General features: G+C 69.1%; 21 protein-coding genes. 14 read left to right on the top strand and 7 right to left on the bottom strand.

The annotated features are described in order from the left end of the window. The first annotated feature begins 2 nt into the window (after positions 1 to 2). Positions 3 to 1,160, top strand: a complete 1,158-nt coding sequence (locus tag IE302_RS26100) for a glycosyltransferase (RefSeq protein WP_191257115.1) — start codon at positions 3 to 5, stop codon at positions 1,158 to 1,160. Between the two features lie 70 nt (positions 1,161 to 1,230). Here the strand turns inward: IE302_RS26100 and IE302_RS26095 are convergent, their stop codons facing one another. Genes IE302_RS26095 through IE302_RS26085 form a run of 3 tightly spaced genes read right to left on the bottom strand, consistent with a single transcriptional unit; the run spans position 1,231 to position 3,411 of the window. Further along, entirely contained in the window at positions 1,231 to 2,016 is a 786-nt protein-coding gene (locus tag IE302_RS26095) for a purine-nucleoside phosphorylase (protein WP_191257114.1), read from the bottom strand. Continuing rightward, positions 2,009 to 2,440, bottom strand: a complete 432-nt coding sequence (locus tag IE302_RS26090) for an ABA4-like family protein (protein WP_191257113.1) — start codon at positions 2,438 to 2,440, stop codon at positions 2,009 to 2,011. The genes IE302_RS26095 and IE302_RS26090 overlap by 8 nt, the downstream gene beginning before the upstream one ends. Beyond that, the gene (locus tag IE302_RS26085) at positions 2,437 to 3,411 is read right to left on the bottom strand and encodes a hypothetical protein (protein WP_191257112.1); all 975 of its coding nucleotides are present in this window, start codon (positions 3,409 to 3,411) and stop codon (positions 2,437 to 2,439) included. Before IE302_RS26085 ends, IE302_RS26090 begins: the two co-directional genes overlap by 4 nt. A gap of 120 nt (positions 3,412 to 3,531) precedes the next feature. Between IE302_RS26085 and IE302_RS26080 the strand changes: the two genes are divergently transcribed. Beyond that, positions 3,532 to 4,173, top strand: coding sequence for a MerR family transcriptional regulator (locus tag IE302_RS26080; RefSeq protein ID WP_229907940.1), 642 nt, complete (start codon positions 3,532 to 3,534; stop codon positions 4,171 to 4,173). Between the two features lie 368 nt (positions 4,174 to 4,541). On the opposite strand, the gene IE302_RS26075 is transcribed toward IE302_RS26080, so the two are convergent. Further along, a complete protein-coding gene (locus IE302_RS26075; RefSeq protein WP_191257110.1) occupies positions 4,542 to 6,314 on the bottom strand; it encodes a serine/threonine-protein kinase in 1,773 nt (590 codons plus the stop codon). 127 nt (positions 6,315 to 6,441) lie between these two features. On the opposite strand from IE302_RS26075, the gene IE302_RS26070 reads away from it, so the two are divergent. From IE302_RS26070 to IE302_RS26045, 6 genes are all read left to right on the top strand, one after another. Beyond that, positions 6,442 to 8,322 carry a methylmalonyl-CoA mutase family protein gene (locus tag IE302_RS26070; RefSeq protein ID WP_191257109.1) on the top strand — a complete coding sequence of 627 codons (1,881 nt, stop codon included), beginning with the start codon at positions 6,442 to 6,444 and terminating at the stop codon, positions 8,320 to 8,322. Next, positions 8,322 to 10,490, top strand: a complete 2,169-nt coding sequence (gene scpA / locus IE302_RS26065; RefSeq protein WP_191257108.1) for a methylmalonyl-CoA mutase — start codon at positions 8,322 to 8,324, stop codon at positions 10,488 to 10,490. The genes IE302_RS26070 and scpA overlap by 1 nt, the downstream gene beginning before the upstream one ends. A gap of 2 nt (positions 10,491 to 10,492) precedes the next feature. Then, on the top strand, positions 10,493 to 11,491 hold the full coding sequence (gene meaB / locus IE302_RS26060) for a methylmalonyl Co-A mutase-associated GTPase MeaB (protein ID WP_191257107.1): 999 nt from the start codon (positions 10,493 to 10,495) through the stop codon (positions 11,489 to 11,491). Positions 11,492 to 11,548: 57 nt separating this feature from the next. After that, entirely contained in the window at positions 11,549 to 11,848 is a 300-nt protein-coding gene (locus tag IE302_RS26055) for a hypothetical protein (RefSeq protein ID WP_191257106.1), read from the top strand. A 239-nt stretch (positions 11,849 to 12,087) separates the two neighbouring features. Next, positions 12,088 to 13,386 (top strand): amidohydrolase, encoded by a 1,299-nt coding sequence (locus IE302_RS26050; protein ID WP_191257105.1) that lies wholly within the window; start codon positions 12,088 to 12,090, stop codon positions 13,384 to 13,386. 236 nt (positions 13,387 to 13,622) lie between these two features. Further along, a complete protein-coding gene (locus tag IE302_RS26045; RefSeq protein ID WP_191257390.1) occupies positions 13,623 to 14,465 on the top strand; it encodes an endonuclease domain-containing protein in 843 nt (280 codons plus the stop codon). A 63-nt stretch (positions 14,466 to 14,528) separates the two neighbouring features. Here the strand turns inward: IE302_RS26045 and IE302_RS26040 are convergent, their stop codons facing one another. Beyond that, complete coding sequence (locus IE302_RS26040) at positions 14,529 to 14,981, bottom strand: gamma-glutamylcyclotransferase family protein (RefSeq protein ID WP_191257104.1); 453 nt, start codon at positions 14,979 to 14,981, stop codon at positions 14,529 to 14,531. Between the two features lie 127 nt (positions 14,982 to 15,108). Between IE302_RS26040 and IE302_RS26035 the strand changes: the two genes are divergently transcribed. The 6 genes from IE302_RS26035 to IE302_RS26010 all read left to right on the top strand — a co-directional run bounded on the left by IE302_RS26035 (position 15,109) and on the right by IE302_RS26010 (position 20,110). Continuing rightward, the gene (locus IE302_RS26035; protein ID WP_005165467.1) at positions 15,109 to 16,512 is read left to right on the top strand and encodes an NAD(P)H-quinone dehydrogenase; all 1,404 of its coding nucleotides are present in this window, start codon (positions 15,109 to 15,111) and stop codon (positions 16,510 to 16,512) included. A 112-nt stretch (positions 16,513 to 16,624) separates the two neighbouring features. Continuing rightward, a complete protein-coding gene (locus tag IE302_RS26030; RefSeq protein WP_191257103.1) occupies positions 16,625 to 17,074 on the top strand; it encodes a hypothetical protein in 450 nt (149 codons plus the stop codon). A gap of 321 nt (positions 17,075 to 17,395) precedes the next feature. Continuing rightward, on the top strand, positions 17,396 to 18,010 hold the full coding sequence (locus IE302_RS26025; protein WP_191257102.1) for a hypothetical protein: 615 nt from the start codon (positions 17,396 to 17,398) through the stop codon (positions 18,008 to 18,010). Between the two features lie 147 nt (positions 18,011 to 18,157). Then, positions 18,158 to 18,826 carry a class F sortase gene (locus tag IE302_RS26020; RefSeq protein ID WP_191257101.1) on the top strand — a complete coding sequence of 223 codons (669 nt, stop codon included), beginning with the start codon at positions 18,158 to 18,160 and terminating at the stop codon, positions 18,824 to 18,826. Between the two features lie 5 nt (positions 18,827 to 18,831). Next, complete coding sequence (locus IE302_RS26015; protein ID WP_191257100.1) at positions 18,832 to 19,362, top strand: hypothetical protein; 531 nt, start codon at positions 18,832 to 18,834, stop codon at positions 19,360 to 19,362. Between the two features lie 118 nt (positions 19,363 to 19,480). Further along, positions 19,481 to 20,110, top strand: coding sequence for a hypothetical protein (locus IE302_RS26010; protein ID WP_191257099.1), 630 nt, complete (start codon positions 19,481 to 19,483; stop codon positions 20,108 to 20,110). 110 nt (positions 20,111 to 20,220) lie between these two features. Here IE302_RS26010 and glpK read toward each other — a convergent pair whose 3' ends face one another. Together glpK and IE302_RS26000 are read right to left on the bottom strand one after the other, a co-directional pair. Further along, the gene (gene glpK, locus IE302_RS26005; RefSeq protein WP_191257098.1) at positions 20,221 to 21,735 is read right to left on the bottom strand and encodes a glycerol kinase GlpK; all 1,515 of its coding nucleotides are present in this window, start codon (positions 21,733 to 21,735) and stop codon (positions 20,221 to 20,223) included. Positions 21,736 to 21,748: 13 nt separating this feature from the next. Beyond that, on the bottom strand, positions 21,749 to 22,504 hold the full coding sequence (locus IE302_RS26000; protein WP_191257097.1) for an MIP/aquaporin family protein: 756 nt from the start codon (positions 22,502 to 22,504) through the stop codon (positions 21,749 to 21,751). Positions 22,505 to 22,543 lie beyond the last annotated feature (39 nt).

Here is a 22,543-nt window from a genome sequence, read left to right as displayed (position 1 = left end):
GGGTGCGATTGATCTTCACTTCTCTGGTGAGTCATGGTCATCTCTATCCCCTACTACCGCTCGCCGTCGCCGCTCGCGACGCCGGGCACGACGTCCTGTTCGCCACCGGTGACGAGATGCGGCCGGTCGTCGAAAAGGCCGGTTTGGCCACGGAAAGCGCCGGATTCGGAATGCAGGCGGCGTTCGCCTCGTTCTTCGGGCCCGACACGGACCCGCCCCGGGCCTCGAACGGCCCGCCCGAGGCGTTTTATCCCATTATCGGGCAAGTGTTCGGAAATGTGCTGCCACGCCGGTTTCTCGCCGATCTCACGCCGTTGTTCGAGCGGCACCGGCCGGATCTCGTCGTGTACGAAAGCGGCAACGCCGGTGGCGCCATCGCCGCCCGGCTCGCCGGCATCCCCGCGATCGGGCACGGTTTCGGCCGGTTCTCGCCGGGTGAGGTCATCGACGTCATCAACGGCCGTCTCGCGGAATTCGCCGCGGAGGTCGGTTTCGAGGGCGCGGACCTGTTCTCCTTCGGTGACCCTGTCGTCGACATCTGCCCGGAATCGGTGCAGGCACCGGATTTCCTGGCGGGGGCGAACCGGATCCCGCTGCGGCCCGTCGGCTGGGCCGAGCCCGGGGATCTCCCGGCGGGCGTGGTGGGACGGGACAAGAGCCGTCCGCTGATCTACCTCACCCTCGGCACCGCGTTCGGTGACGAAGACGTGCTCAAGCGGGCCATCGGCGGTTTGGCGCGCATCGACGCGGACGTCATCGTCGCGGCGGGCCCCACGGTGGATCCGGCGCAGCTGGGCGACGTCCCCGGCAATGTCCGTGTCGAGGCGTGGGTGCCGCAGTCCGAACTCCTGCCGCACGTCGACCTCGTGGTCCACCACGGTGGCAGCGGGACGACGCTGGGCGCTTTCGGTGCCGGGCTGCCGCAGCTGGTGCTTCCGCAGGGGGCGGATCAGTTCACGAACGCCGAGGCCGTCGCCGCGGCCGGGGTGGGCGCGCAGCTGATCGGTGAGGGGGCCACCGAGGACGCCATTCACGAGCGGGCGCGCGGGCTGCTCGCCGACGACGCCGTCCTCGGTGCGGCACGGAAACTCGCCGACGAGGTCGCCGCGATGCCGTCGCCGGCGGAGGTCGCTCAGCGGCTTCCCGAATTCGCGGGCTGAGTCTCCCCGGATGTCATGAAAGGGCCTTTCAAGACGTTTTTCGTCCTGAAAGGCCCTTTCATGACACTTCTCAGGCGCGGGTGACGAGTTCCTTCAGCAGGGTCCCCATCCGCGTCGCCGACTGGCGGCCCGCTTCGAGGACCTCTTCGTGGTTCAGCGGTTCCCCGGTCATCCCGGCCGCCAGGTTGGTCACCAGCGAGAGCCCGAACACCTCGACCCCGGCGGCGCGGGCGGCGATGGCCTCCAGCACCGTCGACATGCCGACGAGGTCGGCGCCGAGCGTCCGCAGCATGTGGATCTCCGCCGGGGTCTCGAAATGCGGCCCGGTGAGTCCCGCGTAGACGCCTTCTTCCAGCGAAGGGTCGATTTCGCGCGCGATGTCGCGCAGCCGCTTCGAGTAGAGATCCGTCAGGTCGACGAAGTTCGCGCCGACGATCGGCGAGCGCGCGGTCAGGTTCAGGTGGTCGGAGATCAGCACCGGCTGCCCGACGCGGAAGCCCTCGCGCAGGCCACCGGCCGCGTTGGTCAGCAGCACCGTCTTGGCGCCCGCCGCCGCGGCCGTGCGCACGTTGTGCACGACCGGGTCGATGCCCTTGCCCTCGTAGAAATGCGTGCGGCCCAGCATGATCAGCGCGCGCTTCTCGCCGACGTGGACCGAACGGGCGGTTCCGCCGTGCCCGACCGCGCCCGGCGCGACGAATCCGGGCAGTTCGCCCAGCGGGATCTCCGCCTCGGGCTCCCCGATGACGTCCGCCGCCGGGCGCCAGCCCGAACCGAGCACGACGGCGATGTCGTGCTTCTCGACGCCGGTGCGTTCGGCGATGGCGGCGGCCGCCGCGACCTCGTTCTCACTCATGCGACGAGCGTATCCGGACGGTTCGCACGAGCAGGAACACCACCAGCCCGAACGGGGACAGGAAGATCGTGAGCGCCAGGATCGGGCCCGTCACCAGCGGATGGATCCGGTGCTCGCGGGATTCGAGGTACATCCAGCGCGCGATGAACAGGTCGAAGGCGATCAGATGCGCCCAGATCGTGGCCGCCCCGTACGGCGTGCCGGTGAACGCGCTGAGCACACCGAGGTCCGGCCTGCTGACCGCCGTCCAGAGCTCGCCGAGGTGCGCGATGGCGAGCACGAAGTACGGGATCAGCGGCAGGAGCGGCACCCACGGCGAGGACATGATCCGGCGGGTCCACGACCAGCCCGGCAGGAAGATCATCAGCAGCCAGAACGGCGCCGCCAGCGGGAAGGTCCAGGTGAACAGGGTGTCGACGCTCATCGAAGGGAAGCCTCCAGCTCTCGGTCCTTCGACGGCCGCCCGATCGCGATCAGCCCGCTAACCGCGACGCCGGCGACAAGGAGGGCGAAGGCGGTCAGGGTCTGGCCGTCGGGGGCGACGATCGACTGGCCGCGCAGAGCCTGCCAGGTGAGCAGCGCGAGAAGGCCCGCGTACCCGACGCCGGCTATCACCACCAGCCGGAGCCGGACGACGTCGTCGCGCAGCCGCGGGTAGCGCGCGGCCAGGACGCCGAGGGCGAGCGCGAGCAGCGGCAGTGCCTGAAGTCCGTGCAGGCCGAGGAAATGCGGGATCCGCAGGTCGCCGCCGACCGTGCTCCAGCCGAGGATCGGCAGGCCGGGGCCGCCGTCGGGGAGGCCGACGGTGTGCGCGCCGATCATCGCGGACTGGCCGGTCGCGTCGAGCATGGCCTGCTGTTCCGGGGTGGGGCCGGTCATCAGCGTCGCCAGCGAGATCCCGATCGCGCCGAGGACGGCGCCGATCCGGGCCGCCCACGCCGTCGCGCGGTCGGGGAGCCGGGTGAACATCACGGCGATCGTCAGGACGAGGTTGACCAGCCACAGCGTGGCGACCATCCCGCCCATGGTCTGGAAGATCGCGTTGTCCAGCGGGGTCGCGTAGTTGAAGTGGCTCGCGCGGACGCGGGCGGCCTGGAACACCATCAGCACGTACTCGGCCGAGAAGATCACGACGAGCGCGTTCGCCAGCACGCCCGCCGTCCGCCGGAACTTCGGCAGCAGGGTGACGAGCCAGCTCCAGGCGAAGAAGTACAGCGAGCCGGAGACGGCGAATTTGAACGGTTTCGCCCAGATCGGCGCGCCTTCCAGCGTCCGCTGGTCGATCAGCATGGCGAAAACGCACAGCACGGTGATCACGGCGAAGGCCTGCCCGCAGCGATACGAACCACGGTGCCAGGTGCGGGTTCTCTCACGGAGATCGGTCAAGATGGTCACGGGTCCCTCCCAGAATGGATAGTCAAGCTCTCCGTTATGGGAAGCTAAGCTATCCATCCTGAGAAGTCTTCAGGGATGACCCTGGAACCGTCCCCGAGATCGGAGTTACCACGCGTGCGGATGGCGGAGCTGAGCGAGAAAGCCGGGGTCCCGGTCGCCACGATCAAGTACTACCTGCGGGAAGGGCTGCTCCCTGCCGGGGAGCGGACCAGTCCCAACCAGGCGAAATACGGTGACGGGCACGTCCAGCGGATCAAGCTGATCAGAGCGCTGATGGACGTCGGCGGCCTCTCGCTCGCCACAGTCGGTGAGGTGCTCACCGCGGTCGACGCCGGGGAGGCCAGTCCGCACCGCATCCTCGGCATCGCTCAGGAGGGGATCACGAGTTCCCGCCAGGCCGTCGACGACGAGAGCCGGGAATGGGCGCTCGCCACGGTCAAGGAGCTGGCCGACCGCCGCGACTGGCCCTGCAAGGACGACGACGACCCGATCATCCAGGCCCTGGTCGGCGTCCTCTGCACGATCCGGGACGTCGGGCACGGCTGGTACCTCGACAAACTCGACGCCTACGCCGAGATCGCCGACCGGACCGCCGACCTGGACCTCGAAGGCATCGCCGGGGTCGAGTCGCTGGAGCGGATCATCGAGATCGCCGTCGTCGAGACCGTTCTCGGGGACAGGCTGCTCTCGGTATTGCGCAGGCTGGCGCAGCAGCGTGCCTCGAAGGCGCACTTCGCGCGGCTGGCCGTCGAGGAGGGCTGAAGGGGCCTTTCGTGGTGCGGTGAGTCGTGAGTGTTTTGGGTCGTTCTAACGACATTTACCACTCACGACCACCTGGACCGAGGCTCCACCGCCACGCACCTACCTAAGCGCGTGAAGGCCCCCTTCCCTCGACTGAGCCGAGGGAAGGGGCCTTCACGCGCGGTCGCTGTGGCTGCTGGTGCGCCTGGGACGAACGTGGCGATCGCGAAGGTAGTGAAGGCCCCCTTCGCTACCTTCAGGGTAGGCAAGGAGGCCTTCACGGACCGGACCCGCGGCCAGAATCCAGATAGGTGCCTAAGACGCTCTGATCCGAATCGCCACTCACGACCCACCCGACCTGCGCTCGCTCGGCGGCCAGCCTCCCGCGGCTAGCCGTCGACGATCAGTGACAGTGCGACGGGCTCGAAGACCGCGGTCTTCGCCGAAGTCTCCTGCTCGATCGGCGAGGTCACCGAGAAGATCCACAGATCCGAGCCCCCGCTGAACAGGTCCATGAACGTCGTGCGCCGCGCGGTGTCGTTCGTGGTCTCCCTGGTCGCGGTGGCGCGCTCGATGGTCCGGTAGGTGTAGCGCAGGCTGTTGTCACCCCGCCCGGGCACGGTGGACGCCTCGCCGATCGGGTCGATGTCCGGATGCTGCGTCTTCAGCCAGCTGAAGTAGGCGGGCGGCGGGCTCTCGGCGAGGAAACCGCTCAGCCGCTCGATCCGGATGACCTGACGGCCGTCGGGCGAGACGTACTGGACCACGGTGCTCGGCACACCCCTGGTGATGTGCGGCGCGACGAACTTCTGCCAGCCCTCCGGGACGCCGATGGTGAACCGGCCACCCTTGATGCCGTTCACCGTGCTGGCGTCACCCTGCTGCGTGATCAGTTTCGGCGGCGGCTGCGTGACGATCGTGTCGCCCTGCCGCAGTTCTTCCGGTGGTCGCAGATCCTGCCCGCCGACCGTCCTGGCCAGCACGAACCCGCCGCCCGCCGCCAGCAGGAAGACGATCACCGACGCGATCGCCAGCAGCACGGTGGCCACCGCCGACCGGCCCGGATGCCGGGGCGGCAGCGGGACGACGGTCGGCATCGGCGGGAGTTCGGCCGGCGGCGTGGGTGCCGCGGCGGACTGGTTCAGGAACGGCAGCGGGCCGGGATCGGCGGCGAGTTCGGAACTCGTGCCCTCGCCCGGCTTCTCCGGGGCGACCGGCTTGATCACCTGGGTGTCGGTCGCGTCCAGGTGCGCGGTGGTCTTCTTGCCGTCGGGCGTGTGGAACAGCTCGGCGGGGAAGAGGTCGATCAGAGTCTTGGCCTGCAACGGATACAGCCGGCGCCGCACCTCGCGCAGGGCGATCCGCTTGGACGGCTCCTTCTTCATGAGCGCGCCGATGACGTCGGCCAGCGGACCGGGGCCGGGCTTCGGCACCTTCCCGTTGACGACCTTGCCGACCGTTTCGAGCGGGTCGCCGTCGGCGTCGTAGGGCGGCGAGCCCTCGATGGCGGCGAACAGTGTCGCGCCGAGCCCCCACAGGTCGGCGGCCGGGACGACCGCGCCGCCCGAGGCGACCTCGGGCGCGATGTAGGCGGGGGAGCCCAGCATCATCCCGGTGCGGGTCATGGTGGCTTCGGAGACGTTGCGCGCGATGCCGAAGTCGGTGAGCTTGATCCGGCCGTCCCCGGCGACCAGGACGTTCCCCGGTTTGACGTCACGGTGGGTGATCCCGGCGGCGTGCGCGGCTTCGAGCGCGGACGCCACCGCGATGCCGACCGCGGCCGCCTGCTCGACCGTCAGCGGCCCGTGGTCGCGCAGGATGTGCGCGAGGCTGCGCGACGGCAGCAGCTCCATGACGACGAAGGGCTCGTCGTTCTCGCGCGCGACGTCGTGCAGGATGATCACGTTCGGGTGACTCAGAACGGCGATCGCGCGCGCTTCGCGCAGGGTCCGTTCGCGCAGTTCGTCGGCCTGTGAGGTCGGGACGCCGGGCGGGAGGCGGACCTCCTTGACCGCGACCGGCCGGTGCAGGAACTCGTCGTAGGCCGACCAGACCGTGCCCATCGATCCCGAGCCGATCACCGAGCGCAACCGATATCGCCCGGCGACGACACGCTTCTCTTCGCCGGGGCTCTCGGGGGACTCGGTGGTGTCGGACGGCACGGCCCAATTGTGTCGTATGCCCCCGTGGCGGCCCTATGCGCCGTGCCCTGGCGGAGTGAATCGGGGTCTCCCTGGCGCGACTAGCGTCACAGGTAGGGGTTGTTAAGGGCCGTTAGCATCGTCAGCTATGACCGAAGTGGCCGGAACGGAGTCAGTGCCGACGCCCGATGGACCCGCTGCGCCGGACGAGCCGGACGAGCTGATGCTCGCGGCTGAGTTCCCCGAAGTGAGTCGTGAGCAGTGGCGGGAGCTCGTCGCCGGAGTGCTGCGCAAGAGCGGCACGATCGGCGAGGACTTCGACGGCCTGCCCGAAAGCAGGCTGGTCACGCGGACGTATGACGGCCTGGAGATCCAGCCGCTCTACACCGCCGAAGACACGGTCGAAGGGACGGGTTTCCCCGGTCTTCCGCCGTTCGTGAGGAGCGCCCGGCCCGAGGGGGCGGTGACGACGGGCTGGGACATCCGCGCCCGGTACGCGCGCCGCGACGCCAAGGCCACCAACACCGCGATCCTCGCCGACCTCGAAGGCGGCGTCAGCTCGATCTGGCTGCGCGCCGGCACGACCGGGGTCCCGGTCGCCGAGCTGGGCGACGCGCTGAACGAGGTGTACGTCGACCTGGCGCCCGTCACCCTCGACGCGGGTGAGGAGTACGAGGCCGCCGCGAACGAGCTGTTCACCCTCTTCACCGAACGTGAGATCCCGGCGAGCGCGGTCACCGCGACTCTCGGCGCAGACCCGATCGGGCTGACCGCGCGCACCGGCACGGCGCATCCGCTCGCGCCCGCCGCCCAGCTGGCGGCGCGGGTCGCGAAGAGTCACCCGAAGGTGCGGACGATCGTCGCCGACGGCCTGCCGTTCCACGAGGCGGGCGGTTCGGACGCCCAAGAGCTCGGCGCGACCATCGCGGCGGGCGTCGCTTACCTGCGCGCGCTCACGGAAACGGGGCTGGACGTCGACACCGCGGCCGCGCAGCTCGAGTTCCGGCTCGCCGCCACGGCCGACCAGTTCCTCACGATCGCCAAGTTCCGCGCCGCGCGGCGCCTGTGGGCCCGCGTCACCGAGGTTTCGGGCGGCAAGGGCGCGGGGATGCGGCAGCACGCGGTCACCTCGCCAGCGATGCTGACCCAGCGCGACCCCTGGGTGAACATGCTGCGGACCACGCTCGCCTGTTTCGGTGCCGGGGTCGGCGGCGCGGACGCGATCACCGTCCTCCCGTTCGACGCCGCGATCGGCCAGCCGGACGCGTTCTCCGCGCGGATCGCGCGCAACACGCACGCCGTCCTGCTGGAGGAGTCCAAACTGGCCGGGGTCATCGATCCGGCGGGCGGCTCCTGGTACGTCGAAAACCTCACCGAGGACCTGGCCCAGGCCGCCTGGCGCGAGTTCACCGCGATCGAGGCGGCGGGCGGGATCGAGGCCGAACTGGCCTCCGGCGCGCTCGCCGGACGGCTGGCCGAAACCTGGGAAAAGCGGTCGAAGCGGATCGGGACGCGCCGCGATCCGATCACCGGCGTCAGCGAATTCCCCAACCTGACCGAAAAAGCGGTCGTCCGCGACGCCGTCGAAGACCTGCCGGGCGGCGGACTGCCGCGCTACCGGTACGCGGGAGCGTTCGAGGCCCTGCGGGACCGGGCGGACGCGCATCCCAGCCGTCCCCGCGTCTTCCTCGCCACGCTCGGCCCTGTCGCGGCGCACACCGGGCGGGCGAGTTTCGCGGCGAACCTGTTCCAGGCGGGCGGTATCGAGGCCGTGAACCCCGGCGCCCCCGAAGACGTCGTCGCGGAATTCCGCGCGAGCGGGACGACGATCGCCTGCCTCTGCGGAAGCAACACCTCCTACGCGGAGGAAGCCGACAGTGTCGCGAAGGCGTTGAAGGAAGCGGGTGCCACGTCGGTGCTTCTCGCCGGGAAACCCGGTGATCACCCGGACGTCACGGGCTACCTCTTCACGGGCTGCGACGCCCTCGATGTCCTGACCGGCACGTTGAACGAGCTCGGAGTGCAGTGATGACCATCCCGAACTTCGCCGGTGTCGACCTCGGCAGCCCCGAGCCGGCCGACCGTCCTCAGTGGACCGAAGCACTGCACGCCGCCACCGGCAAGGGCCCCGACGCGCTCGCGTGGGAGACGCCGGAAGGCATCGGTGTCAAGCCGGTCTACACCGCCGACGATCTGTCCGGAGTGGACTTCCTCGGGACCTATCCCGGCGTCGCGCCCTATCTGCGCGGCCCGTACCCGACGATGTACGTCAACCAGCCGTGGACCATCCGCCAGTACGCGGGGTTCTCCACCGCCGAGGAATCGAACGCCTTCTACCGCCGCAACCTCGCCGCCGGGCAGAAGGGCCTCTCGGTCGCCTTCGACCTCGCGACCCACCGCGGCTACGACTCCGACCACCCGCGCGTCGCCGGTGACGTCGGCATGGCGGGCGTCGCGATCGACTCGATCTACGACATGCGCCAGCTCTTCGACGGCATCCCGCTCGACAAGATGAGCGTTTCGATGACCATGAACGGCGCCGTCCTGCCGGTGCTCGCGCTGTACGTCGTCGCGGCCGAGGAACAGGGTGTCTCGCCGGACAAACTGGCCGGGACCATCCAGAACGACATCCTCAAGGAGTTCATGGTCCGCAACACCTACATCTACCCGCCGCAGCCGTCGATGCGGATCATCTCGGACATCTTCTCGTTCACCTCGCGGAACATGCCGAAGTACAACTCGATCTCCATTTCCGGCTACCACATGCAGGAAGCCGGGGCGACCGCCGATCTGGAGCTGGCGTACACGCTCGCGGACGGGGTCGAGTACATCCGCGCCGGGGTCGAGGCCGGGCTGGACGTCGACAAGTTCGCGCCGCGCCTGTCCTTCTTCTGGGCGATCGGGATGAACTTCTTCATGGAGGTCGCGAAGCTCCGCGCGGCGCGGCTCCTCTGGGCGAAGCTCGTGAAGGGTTTCGAGCCCAAGTCGTCGAAGTCCCTGTCGCTGCGGACGCACTCGCAGACCTCGGGCTGGTCGCTGACCGCGCAGGACGTCTACAACAACGTCGTCCGCACCTGCGTCGAGGCGATGGCCGCGACCCAGGGCCACACGCAGTCGCTGCACACCAACGCCCTCGACGAGGCGCTCGCGCTGCCGACGGACTTCTCCGCCCGCATCGCGCGGAACACGCAGCTGCTGCTGCAGCAGGAATCCGGCACCACACGCGTCATCGACCCGTGGGGCGGCAGCGCGTTCGTCGAGAAGCTGACCTACGACCTCGCGCGCAAGGCGTGGGGCCACATCAGCGAGGTCGAGCAGGCGGGCGGCATGGCGAAGGCGATCGACGCCGGCATCCCGAAGCTGCGCATCGAAGAGGCCGCCGCGCGGACCCAGGCGCGCATCGACTCCGGCCGCCAGCCCGTGATCGGCGTCAACAAGTACCAGGTGACCGACGACGAGCAGATCGACGTGCTCAAGGTCGACAACGCGGGCGTGCGCGCGCAGCAGCTGGAGAAGCTGCGGCGGCTGCGCGAGGAGCGCGACGAGGACGCGACGCAAGACGCGCTGCGGCGGCTCACGGCGGGCGCCCAGGCCGACGGCAACCTGCTCGCGCTCGCCATCGACGCGGCGAGGGCGAAGGCCACGGTCGGCGAGATCTCCGACTCGCTGGAGAAGATCTGGGGGCGCCACTCCGGTCAGATTCGTACGATCTCCGGTGTGTACCGCGAGGAGGTCGGCAAGGCCGAGAACGTCGAACAGGCGCGCGAGCTGGTCGAGAAGTTCGCCGAGGAGGAAGGCCGCCGTCCCCGGATCCTGGTCGCGAAGATGGGCCAGGACGGCCACGACCGCGGCCAGAAGGTGATCGCGACCGGCTTCGCCGACATCGGGTTCGACGTCGACGTCGGCCCGCTGTTCTCCACCCCCGGCGAGGTCGCGCGGCAGGCGATCGAGGCGGACGTGCACGTCATCGGCGTTTCGTCGCTGGCGGCCGGGCACCTCTCGCTGGTCCCCGCGCTGCGCGCCGAGCTCGCCGACCAGGGCCGCGAGGACATCATCGTCGTGGTCGGCGGCGTCATCCCGCCGCAGGACTACGAGGAACTGCGCGCGGCGGGCGCGGCGGCGATCTTCGGGCCGGGCACGGTCATCGCCGACGCGGCGATCGATCTGATCGGGCAGCTGACCGCCCAGGAGTCCTGACCTTGCCGCGCAAGATCGACGTCGGGGCGCTGGCCAAGGGCGTCCTCGCCGGGGACCGCGGCCTGCTGTCCCGGGCGATCACGCTCGTCGAGTCCAACCGCGAAGACCACCGGGCGCAGGCGCAGGAGCTGCTGGTCGAACTGCTCCCGCACGCGGGCGGCGCGCGGCGGGTCGGCATCACCGGCGTCCCCGGTGTCGGCAAATCGACCTTCATCGACCAGCTCGGCACGGATCTGACCGAAGCCGGGCACAAGGTCGCCGTGCTGGCCGTCGACCCGTCGTCGACGCGGACCGGCGGCTCGATCCTGGGTGACAAGACCCGGATGGCGCGGCTCGCGGTGGACCCGAAGGCGTTCATCCGCCCTTCGCCGACTTCGGGCACGCTCGGCGGCGTCGCGCGGGCGACCCGCGAAACGATCGTGCTGATGGAAGCGGCCGGGTACGACATCGTGCTGGTCGAGACCGTCGGGGTCGGGCAGTCCGAGGTGACCGTGGCGAACATGGTCGACTGCTTCCTGTTCCTGACCCTGGCCCGCACCGGCGACCAGCTGCAGGGCATCAAGAAGGGCGTCCTCGAACTCGCCGACGTCATCGCGGTCAACAAGGCCGACGGCGACCACGAACGCGACGCGAAGCGCGCGGCCCGCGAGCTGTCGGGCGCCCTGCGGATGATCTACGGGCGCGACGCCGAGTGGACCCCGCCGGTGCTGACCTGCAGCGCGCTCACCGACGTCGGGCTCGACGAGGTGTGGGCCGAAATCGGCCGCCATCGCGATGTCTTGACCGCGTCCGGCGAACTCGACGGACGGCGGCGGCGCCAGCAGGTCGAGTGGACCTGGTCGATGGTCCGCGAACAGCTGCTCGGCCGCCTCGCGGCGCATCCGGACGTGCGAGCGGTCGTTCCGGACGTCGAACGGGCGGTCCGGGACGGTGAACTGACCCCGACGCTCGCCGCGCAACGGATTCTGGAGGCGTTCTCCGGTCCTCCGCGTGGCGGCTGACGCGGGAACGCGGCAAAGTGCAGAATCGAAGACGCACTCTGTCGACGAAAGGGAGTCATGCCTACCAGGTCTCGTCTCGGGCAGCTGGCCGGACTGGTCGCCGCCGGGCTGATCGTCTGCGCGCCTGCCGCGCAGGCCGTTGAGATCCAGGCGCCCGCGCCGGCGATCGCGCAGGCAGCGGCGGTGCACGAGGTGCTCGAACAGGCGCCTCCGGGACCGGTGCTCGACCCCGCCGAGACCGACAAGGCCAACAGCCAGGAGACCAAGAACAAGGTCATCGCGGGCATCGCCGCGGCCGTCCTGCTGGGTCTGGTGATCCTCGGCCGTCGCTCCCGCTCCAAGAAGAAGAAGTCCTGAACCGCTACCCGTAAGTAGAAGGACTCTCCGCTTAGCCCGGGCCGAACTCCTCGCAGCCGTTCATCGCAGATCCACTACCGGCCATCTCCGGCTCGATCACTCGACGAGCGGCTTGTCATCTGCATGGTGCACGATCTATCGCAAATGCGTATCACAGATCGAATGGCACCCAGCGTGCCTTCAGCGACCACTCGTACGGTGGTAGACGAAGGTGACTGTGTTGCGGGAGGAGGTGCGGCGTGACGGTGCTCGATTCACGTCCGGACATTCCAGGCGACCCCGAGGGTCGCGTCGTTGCCCCTAAAGAGGCGCCCACCGCGCTGATCTCCGAAGCCGGCGTCAGCATGGCACCTGTGCATGATCTGGGCGCCGGGCGCGGCCCTTTCTGGCTCGACGACTGGCTCCGGGCGAACGCCACCGACGTCCTCGCGTGGCGTCGGCACATCCACGCGCACCCGGAGCTCTCCCGCCACGAGTTCGCCACGACCGAAATGGTCATGTCCCTGCTCCGCTCGGTCGGCCTCAAGCCATGGGTGCTCCCCACGGGCACCGGCGTGGTCTGCGACATCGGCAGCGGTGACCGCTGTGTCGCGCTCCGCGCCGACATGGACGCCTTGCCGCTGACCGAGGCCACCGGGCTCCCGTACGCCTCCCAGACCGACGGCGCCGCGCATATGTGCGGGCACGACGCGCACACCGCGATCCTGCTCGGCGCGGCCCGGGCACTGGCAGGCGCGCCGGAGCTGCCGGGGCGGGTGCGGCTGATCTTCCAGCCCGCCGAGGAGGTCATGCCCGGCGGCGCGCTGGACATGATCGCCGCCGGCGCGATGGAGGGCGTCGAGCGGATCTACGGGCTGCACTGTGACCCGCGGCTCGAGGTCGGCAAGGTCGGCCTGCGGGAAGGCGCGCTGACCTCGGCCGCCGACCTCATCGAGCTGCGGCTCACCTCGCCGGGCGGGCACACCTCGCGGCCGCATCTGACCGCGGACCTGGTGCACGCGCTCGGCACGGTGATCACGTCGCTGCCCGCGGTCCTTTCGCGGCGCGTCGACCCGCGGTCCGGGACCGTGCTGGTCTGGGGCGCGGTGCACGCCGGGCAGGCCGCGAACGCCGTCCCGCAGGACGGCGTGCTGCGCGGCACGCTCCGGACCGCGGACCACGAGGTCTGGACGATGCTGGAGCCGCTCGTCGCGTCTTCGGTGGAGTCGCTGCTCGCGCCGACCGGCGTCGGGTTCTCCCTCGACTACCGCCGCGGCGTGCCGCCGGTCGTCTCCGACCCGGAGTCGCACGCGTTGATGCGCGCCGGTGTCGAAGCCGCGCTGGGGGAGGACGCCGTGGCCGGGACCGAGCAGTCGTCCGGCGGCGAGGACTTCGGGTGGTACCTGGAGCACGTCCAGGGCGCCTTCGCGCGTCTCGGCGTGTGGCCCGGTGAAGGCCCGATGGCCGACATCCACCGCCCGACCTTCACCCTCGACGAGCGATCGCTCCTGTGCGGGGTCCGCACCCTGGTCCACACCGCTTTGGCCACCCTGGCCTGACCCCCGCCCAATCACGCGAGTTCCGGCTTCAATCACGCCAGTCCCGTCTCTGTGCACGGATGTTCGCCCTATCGGGCCCGAACATCCGTGCACAGAGTTATCCACAGCCTGAACAAGTTATCCACAACTCGGAAAACTGGCTCTTCTCAAGACTGATCCGGTCTTCGATCCTCGAAGGTGTGATCAACTGGGGAGTACGTCATGGGGCCGTCTTGCGTAGCGAGGCGGACAAGATCTTGGGGCGGCGAGCCGTCGTCGAAGGGCTGGCGCGTGGCGTGCTGGCACAGCCTTGGCGAGGTGTGGTCGTCCACGCGGCAGATCTGCTCAAGTTGCCGACACTGGCACGGGCGGCACTGCTCGCGGTCGGACAGCCCGCTGTGCTTTCCGGCGTCACTTCTCTTGCCCTACATGGGATTTCGGCTGCGGACGGTACGACGGTCCACCTGACCGTCCCCTACTCGAGACGGGTCGAATCGAGGTCGGGGCTCGTGGTGCACAGGGCGGAATTTCACCCGTCCGATGTCCTCGAACTGGACGAACTTCCGGTGTTCTCGTTGGATCGCGCGCTGGCCGATCACCTCTGCGACGGTGACAAGCGAACAGCGTTCGCCGCGCTCGACGAGGCGCTGCACAACCTCGCGCCGGACCACCGGGGAATCCTGCACACCAACGTCCGGGATCGCATCATCGACCGTCGCGACCGGCGAGGTATCCACAGGGCGCAGATGCTGCTCGCGCTCGCCACGGGCGAGGCCGATTCGCCGTCGGAGAGCATCCTTCGCTTGATCGTCGTGGAGGCCGGACTGCCGATACCGGTCGCCCAGTACGAGATCCACGCCGTCGACGGGCGGAAGCTGTACGTACTCGACCTCGCGTGGCCCGAGCTGCGCATCGCCCTGGAGTACGACGGCTACGCCGCTCATGAGGACAGGCAGGACTACGACGCGGAGCGAGATGCCCGAATGGCGGCGCGTGGGTGGATCACGATCCGCGCGACGGCGGCCGATCTGCGGGATCCGCGAAGGTTGCTGGCGGAGTTGCGCGGAGCGTTCGAGCGCCGCACGGCGCGACTCGCGTGACTGAGGGCGCGACTAGCGTGATCAGAGCCGGGACCCGCGTGATTGGAGGCGGGACTCGCGTGATCAGCCGGAGATGCCCTGGCAGGGACGGGTGCGGAGCGCGTCGACGTAGTCCGAGGGCGCCCCGGCCGCCTCGGCCGCGTCGGCCAGGACGCCGAGATAGCGCGCCGACGGGAGACCGCCCTCATAGGCGTCCAGGACGTACAGCCATGCCAGGACGGAGCCGTCCATCGTCTGCACGCGGAGCCGGATCTTGGAGTGGATGCCCATCTCGCCGCCTTCCCAGCGGTCGAGGTTGGGTTCGTCCAGGGAGGTGACGTCGTACAGCACGACGAAGACCCGGGAGCCCGGGTCTTCGACGATGGTCGCCAGCGCGCCTTCCCAGCCGAGGTCTTCGCCGCCGAAGGTCAGCCTCCAGCCCTCCAGCCAGCCGGTGCCGGCCATGGGGGAGTGAGGAGCGCGCTCCAGCATCTGGGCGGGCTCCATATTGGATCCATACGCGGCATACAACGGCACGGTGACAGCGTAGCGACCCGCCGGTCACCCGGCTGGACGCACATGCCGTGTCCGGCCACTCAATCCGCCCAGCGGTCGCCCGCGTACGGTAAACGCAGTCACAGACACCGCTGCGAGGAGGAGACCAGTGACCAAGATCGTGATCATGGGCGGAGGCCCCGCCGGTTACGAAGCGGCACTGGTCGCGGCTCAGCACGGAGCCGACGTCACCATCGTCGAACGCGACGGTCTCGGTGGCGCGTGCGTGCTCTACGACTGTGTCCCGTCGAAGACGTTCATCGCCTCCTCCGGCGCGCTCGCGAACATGCACGATCTGCGCGAACTCGGCATCAACACCGACATGGCCGACACCAGTGTCGACCTGCCGACCGTCCACGGCCGGGTGAAGGGCCTCGCGCTCGCCCAGTCCGCCGACATCCGCGCGCGTGTCCAGCGCGAGGGTGTCCGCGTCGTCATCGGCCAGGCCCGGTTCGACGACGAAGAAGCCGGCCTCGCCACGCACAAGGTCGCCGTCACCCTGCACGACGGCTCGACCGAGGTGCTCGACGCCGACGTCGTCCTCATCTCCACCGGCGCCACCCCGCGCGTGCTGCCCGGCGCGGTGCCGGACGGCGAGCGCATCCTCGACTGGCGTCAGCTCTACGACCTGCGCGAGCTGCCCGAGCACCTGGCCGTCATCGGTTCGGGTGTCACCGGCGCCGAATTCGCCTCGGCCTACACCGAGATGGGCGTCAAGGTCACCGTCGTCTCCAGCCGCGACCGCGTGCTCCCGCACGAGGACGCCGACGCCGCCGCGGTGCTCGAAGAGGTCTTCTCGCAGCGCGGCACCACGGTCGCCAAGCAGGCGCGCGCCGACAAGGTCGTGCGCACCGAAAAGGGCGTCGAGATCCACCTCGCCGACGGCCGCGTGATCGAAGCCAGCCACGCGCTGATGACCGTCGGCTCGGTGCCCAACACCACCGACATCGGCCTGGAGAAGGTCGGCATCGAGCCCGGCCCCGGCGGCTTCATCGGCGTCGACCGCGTTTCCCGCACGAGCGCGCCCGGCATCTACGCCGCCGGCGACTGCACCGGGGTGCTCATGCTCGCCTCCGTGGCCAGCATGCAGGGCCGCATCGCGATGTGGCACGCGCTCGGCGAGGGTGTCGCGCCGATCAAGCTCAAGACCGTCGCCGCCAACGTGTTCACCCACCCCGAGATCGCGACCGTCGGCATCAGCCAGCAGGCGATCGACTCGGGTGAGGTGCCCGCCCGCACCATCATGCTCCCGCTCGCGACGAACGCCCGCGCGAAGATGGAAGGTCTGCGACGCGGTTTCGTGAAACTGTTCTGCCGCCCCGCCACCGGCGTGGTCGTCGGCGGTGTGGTCGTGGCGCCGACGGCGAGCGAACTCATCCTTCCGATCGCGCTCGCCGTCCAGAACCAGCTCACAGTGGAACACCTGGCACTGACATTTTCGGTGTACCCGTCGCTGTCGGGATCGATCACCGAGGCGGGCCGTCAGCTGATGCGCCACGACGACTTGGACTGATCCCGCCGGGGAAGCAACCCTCGCGGGGGTGCCCGCGTCTAGCGCGTGTCGGTGTTTCGGTGACAGCTAGGGGTTTTTCGTGGTTCGCAGGGTTCGCAGGGGTGCCGTCGGAGTGGTGGCGATCGGTGCGGCGTTGCTGGCGGGTCCGGCGACCGGTCTCGCTCAGCAATCCGCGCCCCAGCCCGATCCCGGCGGTGTCACGGTGCAGCTCAACGACGACACGGCCTACGAACTCGGTCTCGTCAACAAGTACGTGCACGGCGACGCGAACGTGGCGCTAGCGCAGTGCCCCGGCGGCCAAGGCCTGAAGGCGCCGACGTCGACGACGTTCTCTTCGCCGGTGCTGAGCATCGGGAAGTACGACTACGGTCCGCTCATCGGTGTCCCGGCGAACGTCAGCGCCGAGGTCGAGCTCAAGAAGGACACGGCGCCGGGGAACTACCCGCTGACCGTCAACTGCAACGGAAAGTCTTATACGGCGACGTTTTCCGTGCCCGCCCGGCAGGTGAGCGCGGTGCCGTCCGGTTCCGCGCACGCGGGTGACGGCAGTATGGCTTCCTGAGTTACACCCTTTCTTTCAGCCGCCCTCGGACTCGGTCCGGGGGCGGTTTTTCGTCGGGGTGGTCGTGAGTGGCGATTCGGGTTAGAACACGAATCGCCACTCACGACCACCCCGACCCAGTGCGTCCTGAAAGTGGCTTTCGCGTCATTCCTCTCGCCTCTGGATTTCGCGATCTTTTCGTGATGAAACCGGGCAACCCGGCCCCCGGTCGAGGCGTCATGAGTATGTCGGAAAGACAGAGAACCGCCACTGGGGGAACAGGGGCGCGGGGATTCTTCTTGTCCGATTCCCATCCACGGTCAATTCATCAGGGGTAATTCCATGAAGCGCACTGTCATGCTCACCGCCGGTACCGTCGCCGGATTCCTTCTTCTCGCGCCGGGCGTCGCTTTCGCGACTTCTCCGACGACTGTTCCTTCGCCTTCTTCTTCCTCGGCTTCGCCTTCTCCGTCCCCCTCGCCGTCGGCGTCCCCGTCCGAGGACCCTGACGGCCCCGGCCCGCACGCGTCGCCGGTCGGGATCCTCAAGGGCCTGACCCTCTCGCCCGCCAAGGGCAAGCCGGGGGACAAGGTGAAGCTGGACTTCCAGTGCGCCACCCGGAACAACGAGTTCGGCCCGAAGGTCACTTCGGCGGCCCTCACCGTCAACTCCGCGAACTCCATCGACTCCGCGAAATGGTCCGCGACGGTCAAGGACATCAAGCCGGGCAAGTACCCGGTGACGCTGACCTGCTGGGGGCAGAAGTCGACGGTCACCTTCGAGGTGCTCGGCAAGAAGAACCAGGTCGCCAAGGTGCCCTCCGGCGCCCCGCAGACCGGCGGCACCGAGGGGCCCGCCGACCACGCCGGCGTCCTCGCCGCCGTCGGGGGCGGTCTCGCGCTGGTCGCGGGCGGTGTCGGCTTCGCGGCGTACCGTCGTCGTACGGTGCGGGCGTAGGGATCGCGATCATTTCGTGACCTGAGCGGGCAACCGTCGGGGCGTGCGTGGCGTCAGGCAGGCGTGGGGGTGAACGACGAGCCGGTTCCGGTCTGGGGGCCGGGACCGGCTCGGTCGCCATCACGCCGTTTCACTACAGGGGTGAACATGAAGTCGACATGGTGGCGAGGGCGGCAGGCGCTGCTGGCGCTCGCGGTCGTCCTGCTGGCCGTACTGGCGACACTGGGGTTCGTCCTGTCCGGTCCGGGGGAGACCGGCCAGGCGGCGCCGCCGGCGGCCGCGAGTCAGGCGGAGACGCCGTCTGCCGAGCCGGGTGAGCCGAGCGCGCCCGCGGACGGCGGGGCGGCCGTCGAGGGGATGCCGAAGGCCGATCCGCTCTCGATCGACGTGCCGAAGATCGAGGCGAAGTCCAGCCTGGTCCCGCTCGGGCTCAACGCGGACAACACCGTCGAGGTGCCGCCGGTGACCCAGCCGATGCAGGCGGGCTGGTACGAGAACGGGCCGACCCCGGGGGAGGTCGGGCCTTCGGTGATCCTCGGGCACGTGGACGGGAACAAGCAGAAGGGCATCTTCTTCCGGCTGAAGGAACTGGCGCCCGGCGACAAGGTCTCGATCGCCCGCAAGGACGGCACGACGGCCGAGTTCGCGGTCACGAAGGTCGAGCGCGTGGCGAAGGACAAGTTCCCGACCGACGCCGTCTACGGCGACACCACCGCGCCGGAGCTGCGGCTCATCACCTGCGGCGGGGTCTTCGACAAGGCGTCGCACAACTATCTCGACAACATCATCGTTTTCGCTCGGCTGATCGCGAGGTGAGATCCATGATCAAATACCGGTCCGCCTTGGTGATGGCGTGCGGTGTGGTGCTGGCCGTCCCAGCGGTCGCGTACGCGCAGGACGTCTCGACCTCGCCGACCACGTCGGCCACCCCGCCGCCGGTGCCGTACCCGTTCATCGCGGTTTCGCCGGCGAAGTCGAAGGCGGGCGAGGACGTCCTGGTCTCCGTCGGCTGCGCGGTCGCCGAACTCGGCGAGGTGAAGTCGATGGTGCTGGACAGCGTCGGGAAGTTCGAGGTCACCTCGGAGAATCCGGTGATCCAAGGCGCCGTCGCGCACGTCAACGACAAGGCGCGCCCTGGCTTCTACGCGGTCACGGCGGTCTGCAAGACGAAGGCGGTGACGATCAACATCGAAGTGACGGCGGTGCCGACCTCGTCGGTCAAACCGCCGAAACCGACGGCGTCGCCGAGTAAACCCGCGCCGCCGGGAGCCGCGATCAAGCCGGGTTCGGGGCGGCAGGTTTCGAAGATTCCGGTAGGTGCGCCGCAGACAGGTGGGGGCGCTTTCTCGTGAGTGGTAATGCCGGTTAGAACCGGCATTACCACTCATGAGCTTTTCGCTTCCGAAGGCAACCGATTCCCTTTCCCGGGTGTGTTCCTGATGCGAGGGCTCGCACTGAGGGAGAAAGATCATGGGAATGAAAGGAATCGTCGCGGGCGCGGGGCTGCTCGCGATGACGGCGGGAGTGTTCCTCGCCCCGCAAGCGTCGGCCACCGCGCCGCCGCCGAAACTGTGGGTCAGCCCGGCGAAGGTCGCTCCCGGGCAGGCACTGGAATTCACCGCCAGTTGCTACGGCACGCGCACCGCGGTGACGTCGGCGGGCCTGACCGGTCCGGTCACGCTCGAAGGCAGGCCGGGGTCGGGAAACCAGGCGCCGTACCTCGGGCACGGGAAGGCCGCGGGGAAGATCGGGAAGTACAAGGCGAGCTTCCACTGCGACGGCGGGCCGAACCTGCCTGCCGCGAGCGGGACGGCGACCGTCGAGTTCGAGATCGCCTGCCTGCCGCCGACGACCCCGCCTTCGAGTACGCCGCCGTCCTCGAGTAAACCGCCGTCGAGCAGCGAACCGCCGTCGTCGAGCAGCAAGCCGCCTTCTTCCCAGAGCAAACCGCCCGGCAGCGGTGCGCCGTCGTCGAGCGCGGGCGACGTCGTTCCGGCGGCGTTGACGAAACCGTGCGGGACGCCGTCACCGGGCAAGACGCCGCAGGTGAAGGTGACGCCGAAGGGCGCTCCGCAGACCGGAGGCGGCGCTTTCGGCTAGCCACCACGGCGCATTTAGTCCTCTAGATGCGTAAGTCTGTGAAGGCCGCCTTCCCTAATCTCAAGGTAGGGAAGGAGGCCTTCACGGACCGCGTGCTCAGCGGGCGAGGGTCAGTCTTCGCCCTCGACCCAGTCGAAGGTCTTCGTGACGGCCTTCTTCCAGTTGCGGTACTCGGACTCGCGGCGGGCCTCGTCCATCGACGGGTCCCACTGCTTGTCCTGCGCCCAGTTGTTGCGGATGTCGTCCTCGCTCTTCCAGAAGCCCACCGCGAGACCGGCCGCGTAGGCCGCGCCCAGCGCGGTGGTCTCGTTGACCACCGGGCGGATCACGGGCACGCCGAGGATGTCGGCCTGGAACTGCATGAGCAGCTCGTTGACGACCATGCCGCCGTCGACCTTCAGCGACTTCAGCGGGACACCGGAGTCGGCGTTCATCGCGTCGATCACCTCGCGCGACTGGAAGGCCGTCGCCTCCAGCACCGCCCGCGAGATGTGCCCCTTGTTGACGAACCGGGTGAGGCCGACGATCGCGCCGCGGGCGTCGGAACGCCAGTACGGCGCGAAGAGACCCGAGAAGGCCGGCACGAAGTACGCGCCACCGTTGTCCTCGACGGTGCGAGCGTGCTGCTCGACCTCGGCCGCGGAGCCGATCAGGCCGAGGTTGTCCCGCAGCCACTGCACGAGCGAACCGGTGACCGCGATCGAACCTTCGAGCGCGTACACCGTGTCGTTCGAGCCGATCTTGTAGCAGACCGTGGTGAGCAGCCCGTTGTCCGACATGACCTTCTCGGTGCCGGTGTTGAGCAGCATGAAGTTGCCGGTGCCGTAGGTGTTCTTCGCTTCACCCGGCGAGAGGCAGGCCTGTCCGAAGGTCGCCGCCTGCTGGTCGCCCAGGATGCCCGAGATCGGGACCCCGGCCAGCGCGCCCTTCTCGCGGACCTTGCCGTAGGTCTCCGAGGACGAGCGGATCTCCGGCAGCATCGACAGCGGGATCGTCATCTCTTCGGCGATCCCGGCGTCCCAGGTCAGCGTGTCGAGGTCCATCAGCATGGTCCGCGACGCGTTGGTCGGGTCGGTGACGTGCACGCCGCCGTCGACCCCGCCGGTCATGTTCCACAGCACCCAGGTGTCCATGTTGCCGAAGATCAGGTCGCCCGCTTCGGCCCGCGCGCGGGCGCCGTCAACGTTGTCGAGGATCCACTTGATCTTCGGTCCGGAGAAGTAGGTCGCCAGCGGCAGGCCCACCTTCGCCCGGTAGCGCTCCTGCCCGCCGCCGAGGGCGCCGAGGTCGCTGACGATCTTGTCGGTGCGGGTGTCCTGCCAGACGATCGCGTTGTACACCGGCTTGCCGGTGGTGCGGTCCCAGACCAGCGTGGTCTCGCGCTGGTTGGTGATGCCGACCGCGACGATGTCGCCGGCGACCAGGTCGCCCTTGGCGAGCGCACCCGCCGCGACGGCCCGCGTGTTCTCCCAGATCTCCTCGGCGTCGTGCTCGACCCAGCCCGCCTTCGGGAAGATCTGCTCGTGCTCCCGCTGGTCGACGGCGACCACGCGGCCGGAGTGGTCGAAGATCATGCAGCGGGTCGACGTGGTGCCCTGGTCGATCGCGGCTACGTACGAAGTCATCGAAACTCCAGTCTCAGGTCAGGTTGTGGACGGCGAGGAACAGGAGGGCGGCCAGGCCGCCGCCGACGAGCGGGCCGACGACGGGAACCCAGGAGTAGCCCCAGTTCGGGTTGGCCTTGTTCTTGATGGGCAGCAGGAACGCGTACGCGATGCGGGGGCCGAGGTCTCGAGCCGGGTTGATGGCGTAACCGGTCGGGCCACCGAGGGACTGGCCGATGACCAGCACGACGAACGCTACACCCGCGTAACCGAGCGCGGAGTTGCCGAAGGTCGGCGTGCCGCCCTCACCCGAGGCGTTGGCGTAGACCGGGCTGAGCAGGATCCACGCCACCAGCACGAAGGTGCCGATGATCTCGGTGACCAGGTTCCAGGTCTTGTTCGGGATCTGCGGCGCGGTCGAGAAGATGCCTAGCGTCTCGTCGCGGTTGGGGTGGTCGTCGAACTGCAGTTTGTAGGTGGCCCAGCAGAGCACGGCACCGAGGATCGCGCCGATCATCTGCCCCGCGAAGTAGATCGGGACGTCCGCCCACTTCGTCTTGTCGGCGATGGCGAGGCCCAGCGTGACCGCCGGGTTGAGGTGCGCGCCGCTCGGCGCGGCGATGCTGGCACCGGTGAAGACCGCGAACGCCCAGCCGAGGGTGATCATCACGACGCCACCGTTGTGGCCGTTGTTCTTCCGCAACACGTGGTTGGCGACCACGCCGTTACCCAACAGGATCAGGACCGCCGTTCCCAGCAGCTCCCAGACGAATATGGCTCCCACACTCACCGTACGACCTCCACTTTGGACATTCCGCGCAGGGTCGTA

This window comes from Amycolatopsis oliviviridis (assembly GCF_014654365.1).
GTDB classification, from domain to species: domain Bacteria; phylum Actinomycetota; class Actinomycetes; order Mycobacteriales; family Pseudonocardiaceae; genus Amycolatopsis; species Amycolatopsis oliviviridis.
Note: the sequence above shows the minus strand (reverse complement) of the source record. Positions and strands in the feature narration are given on the sequence as shown.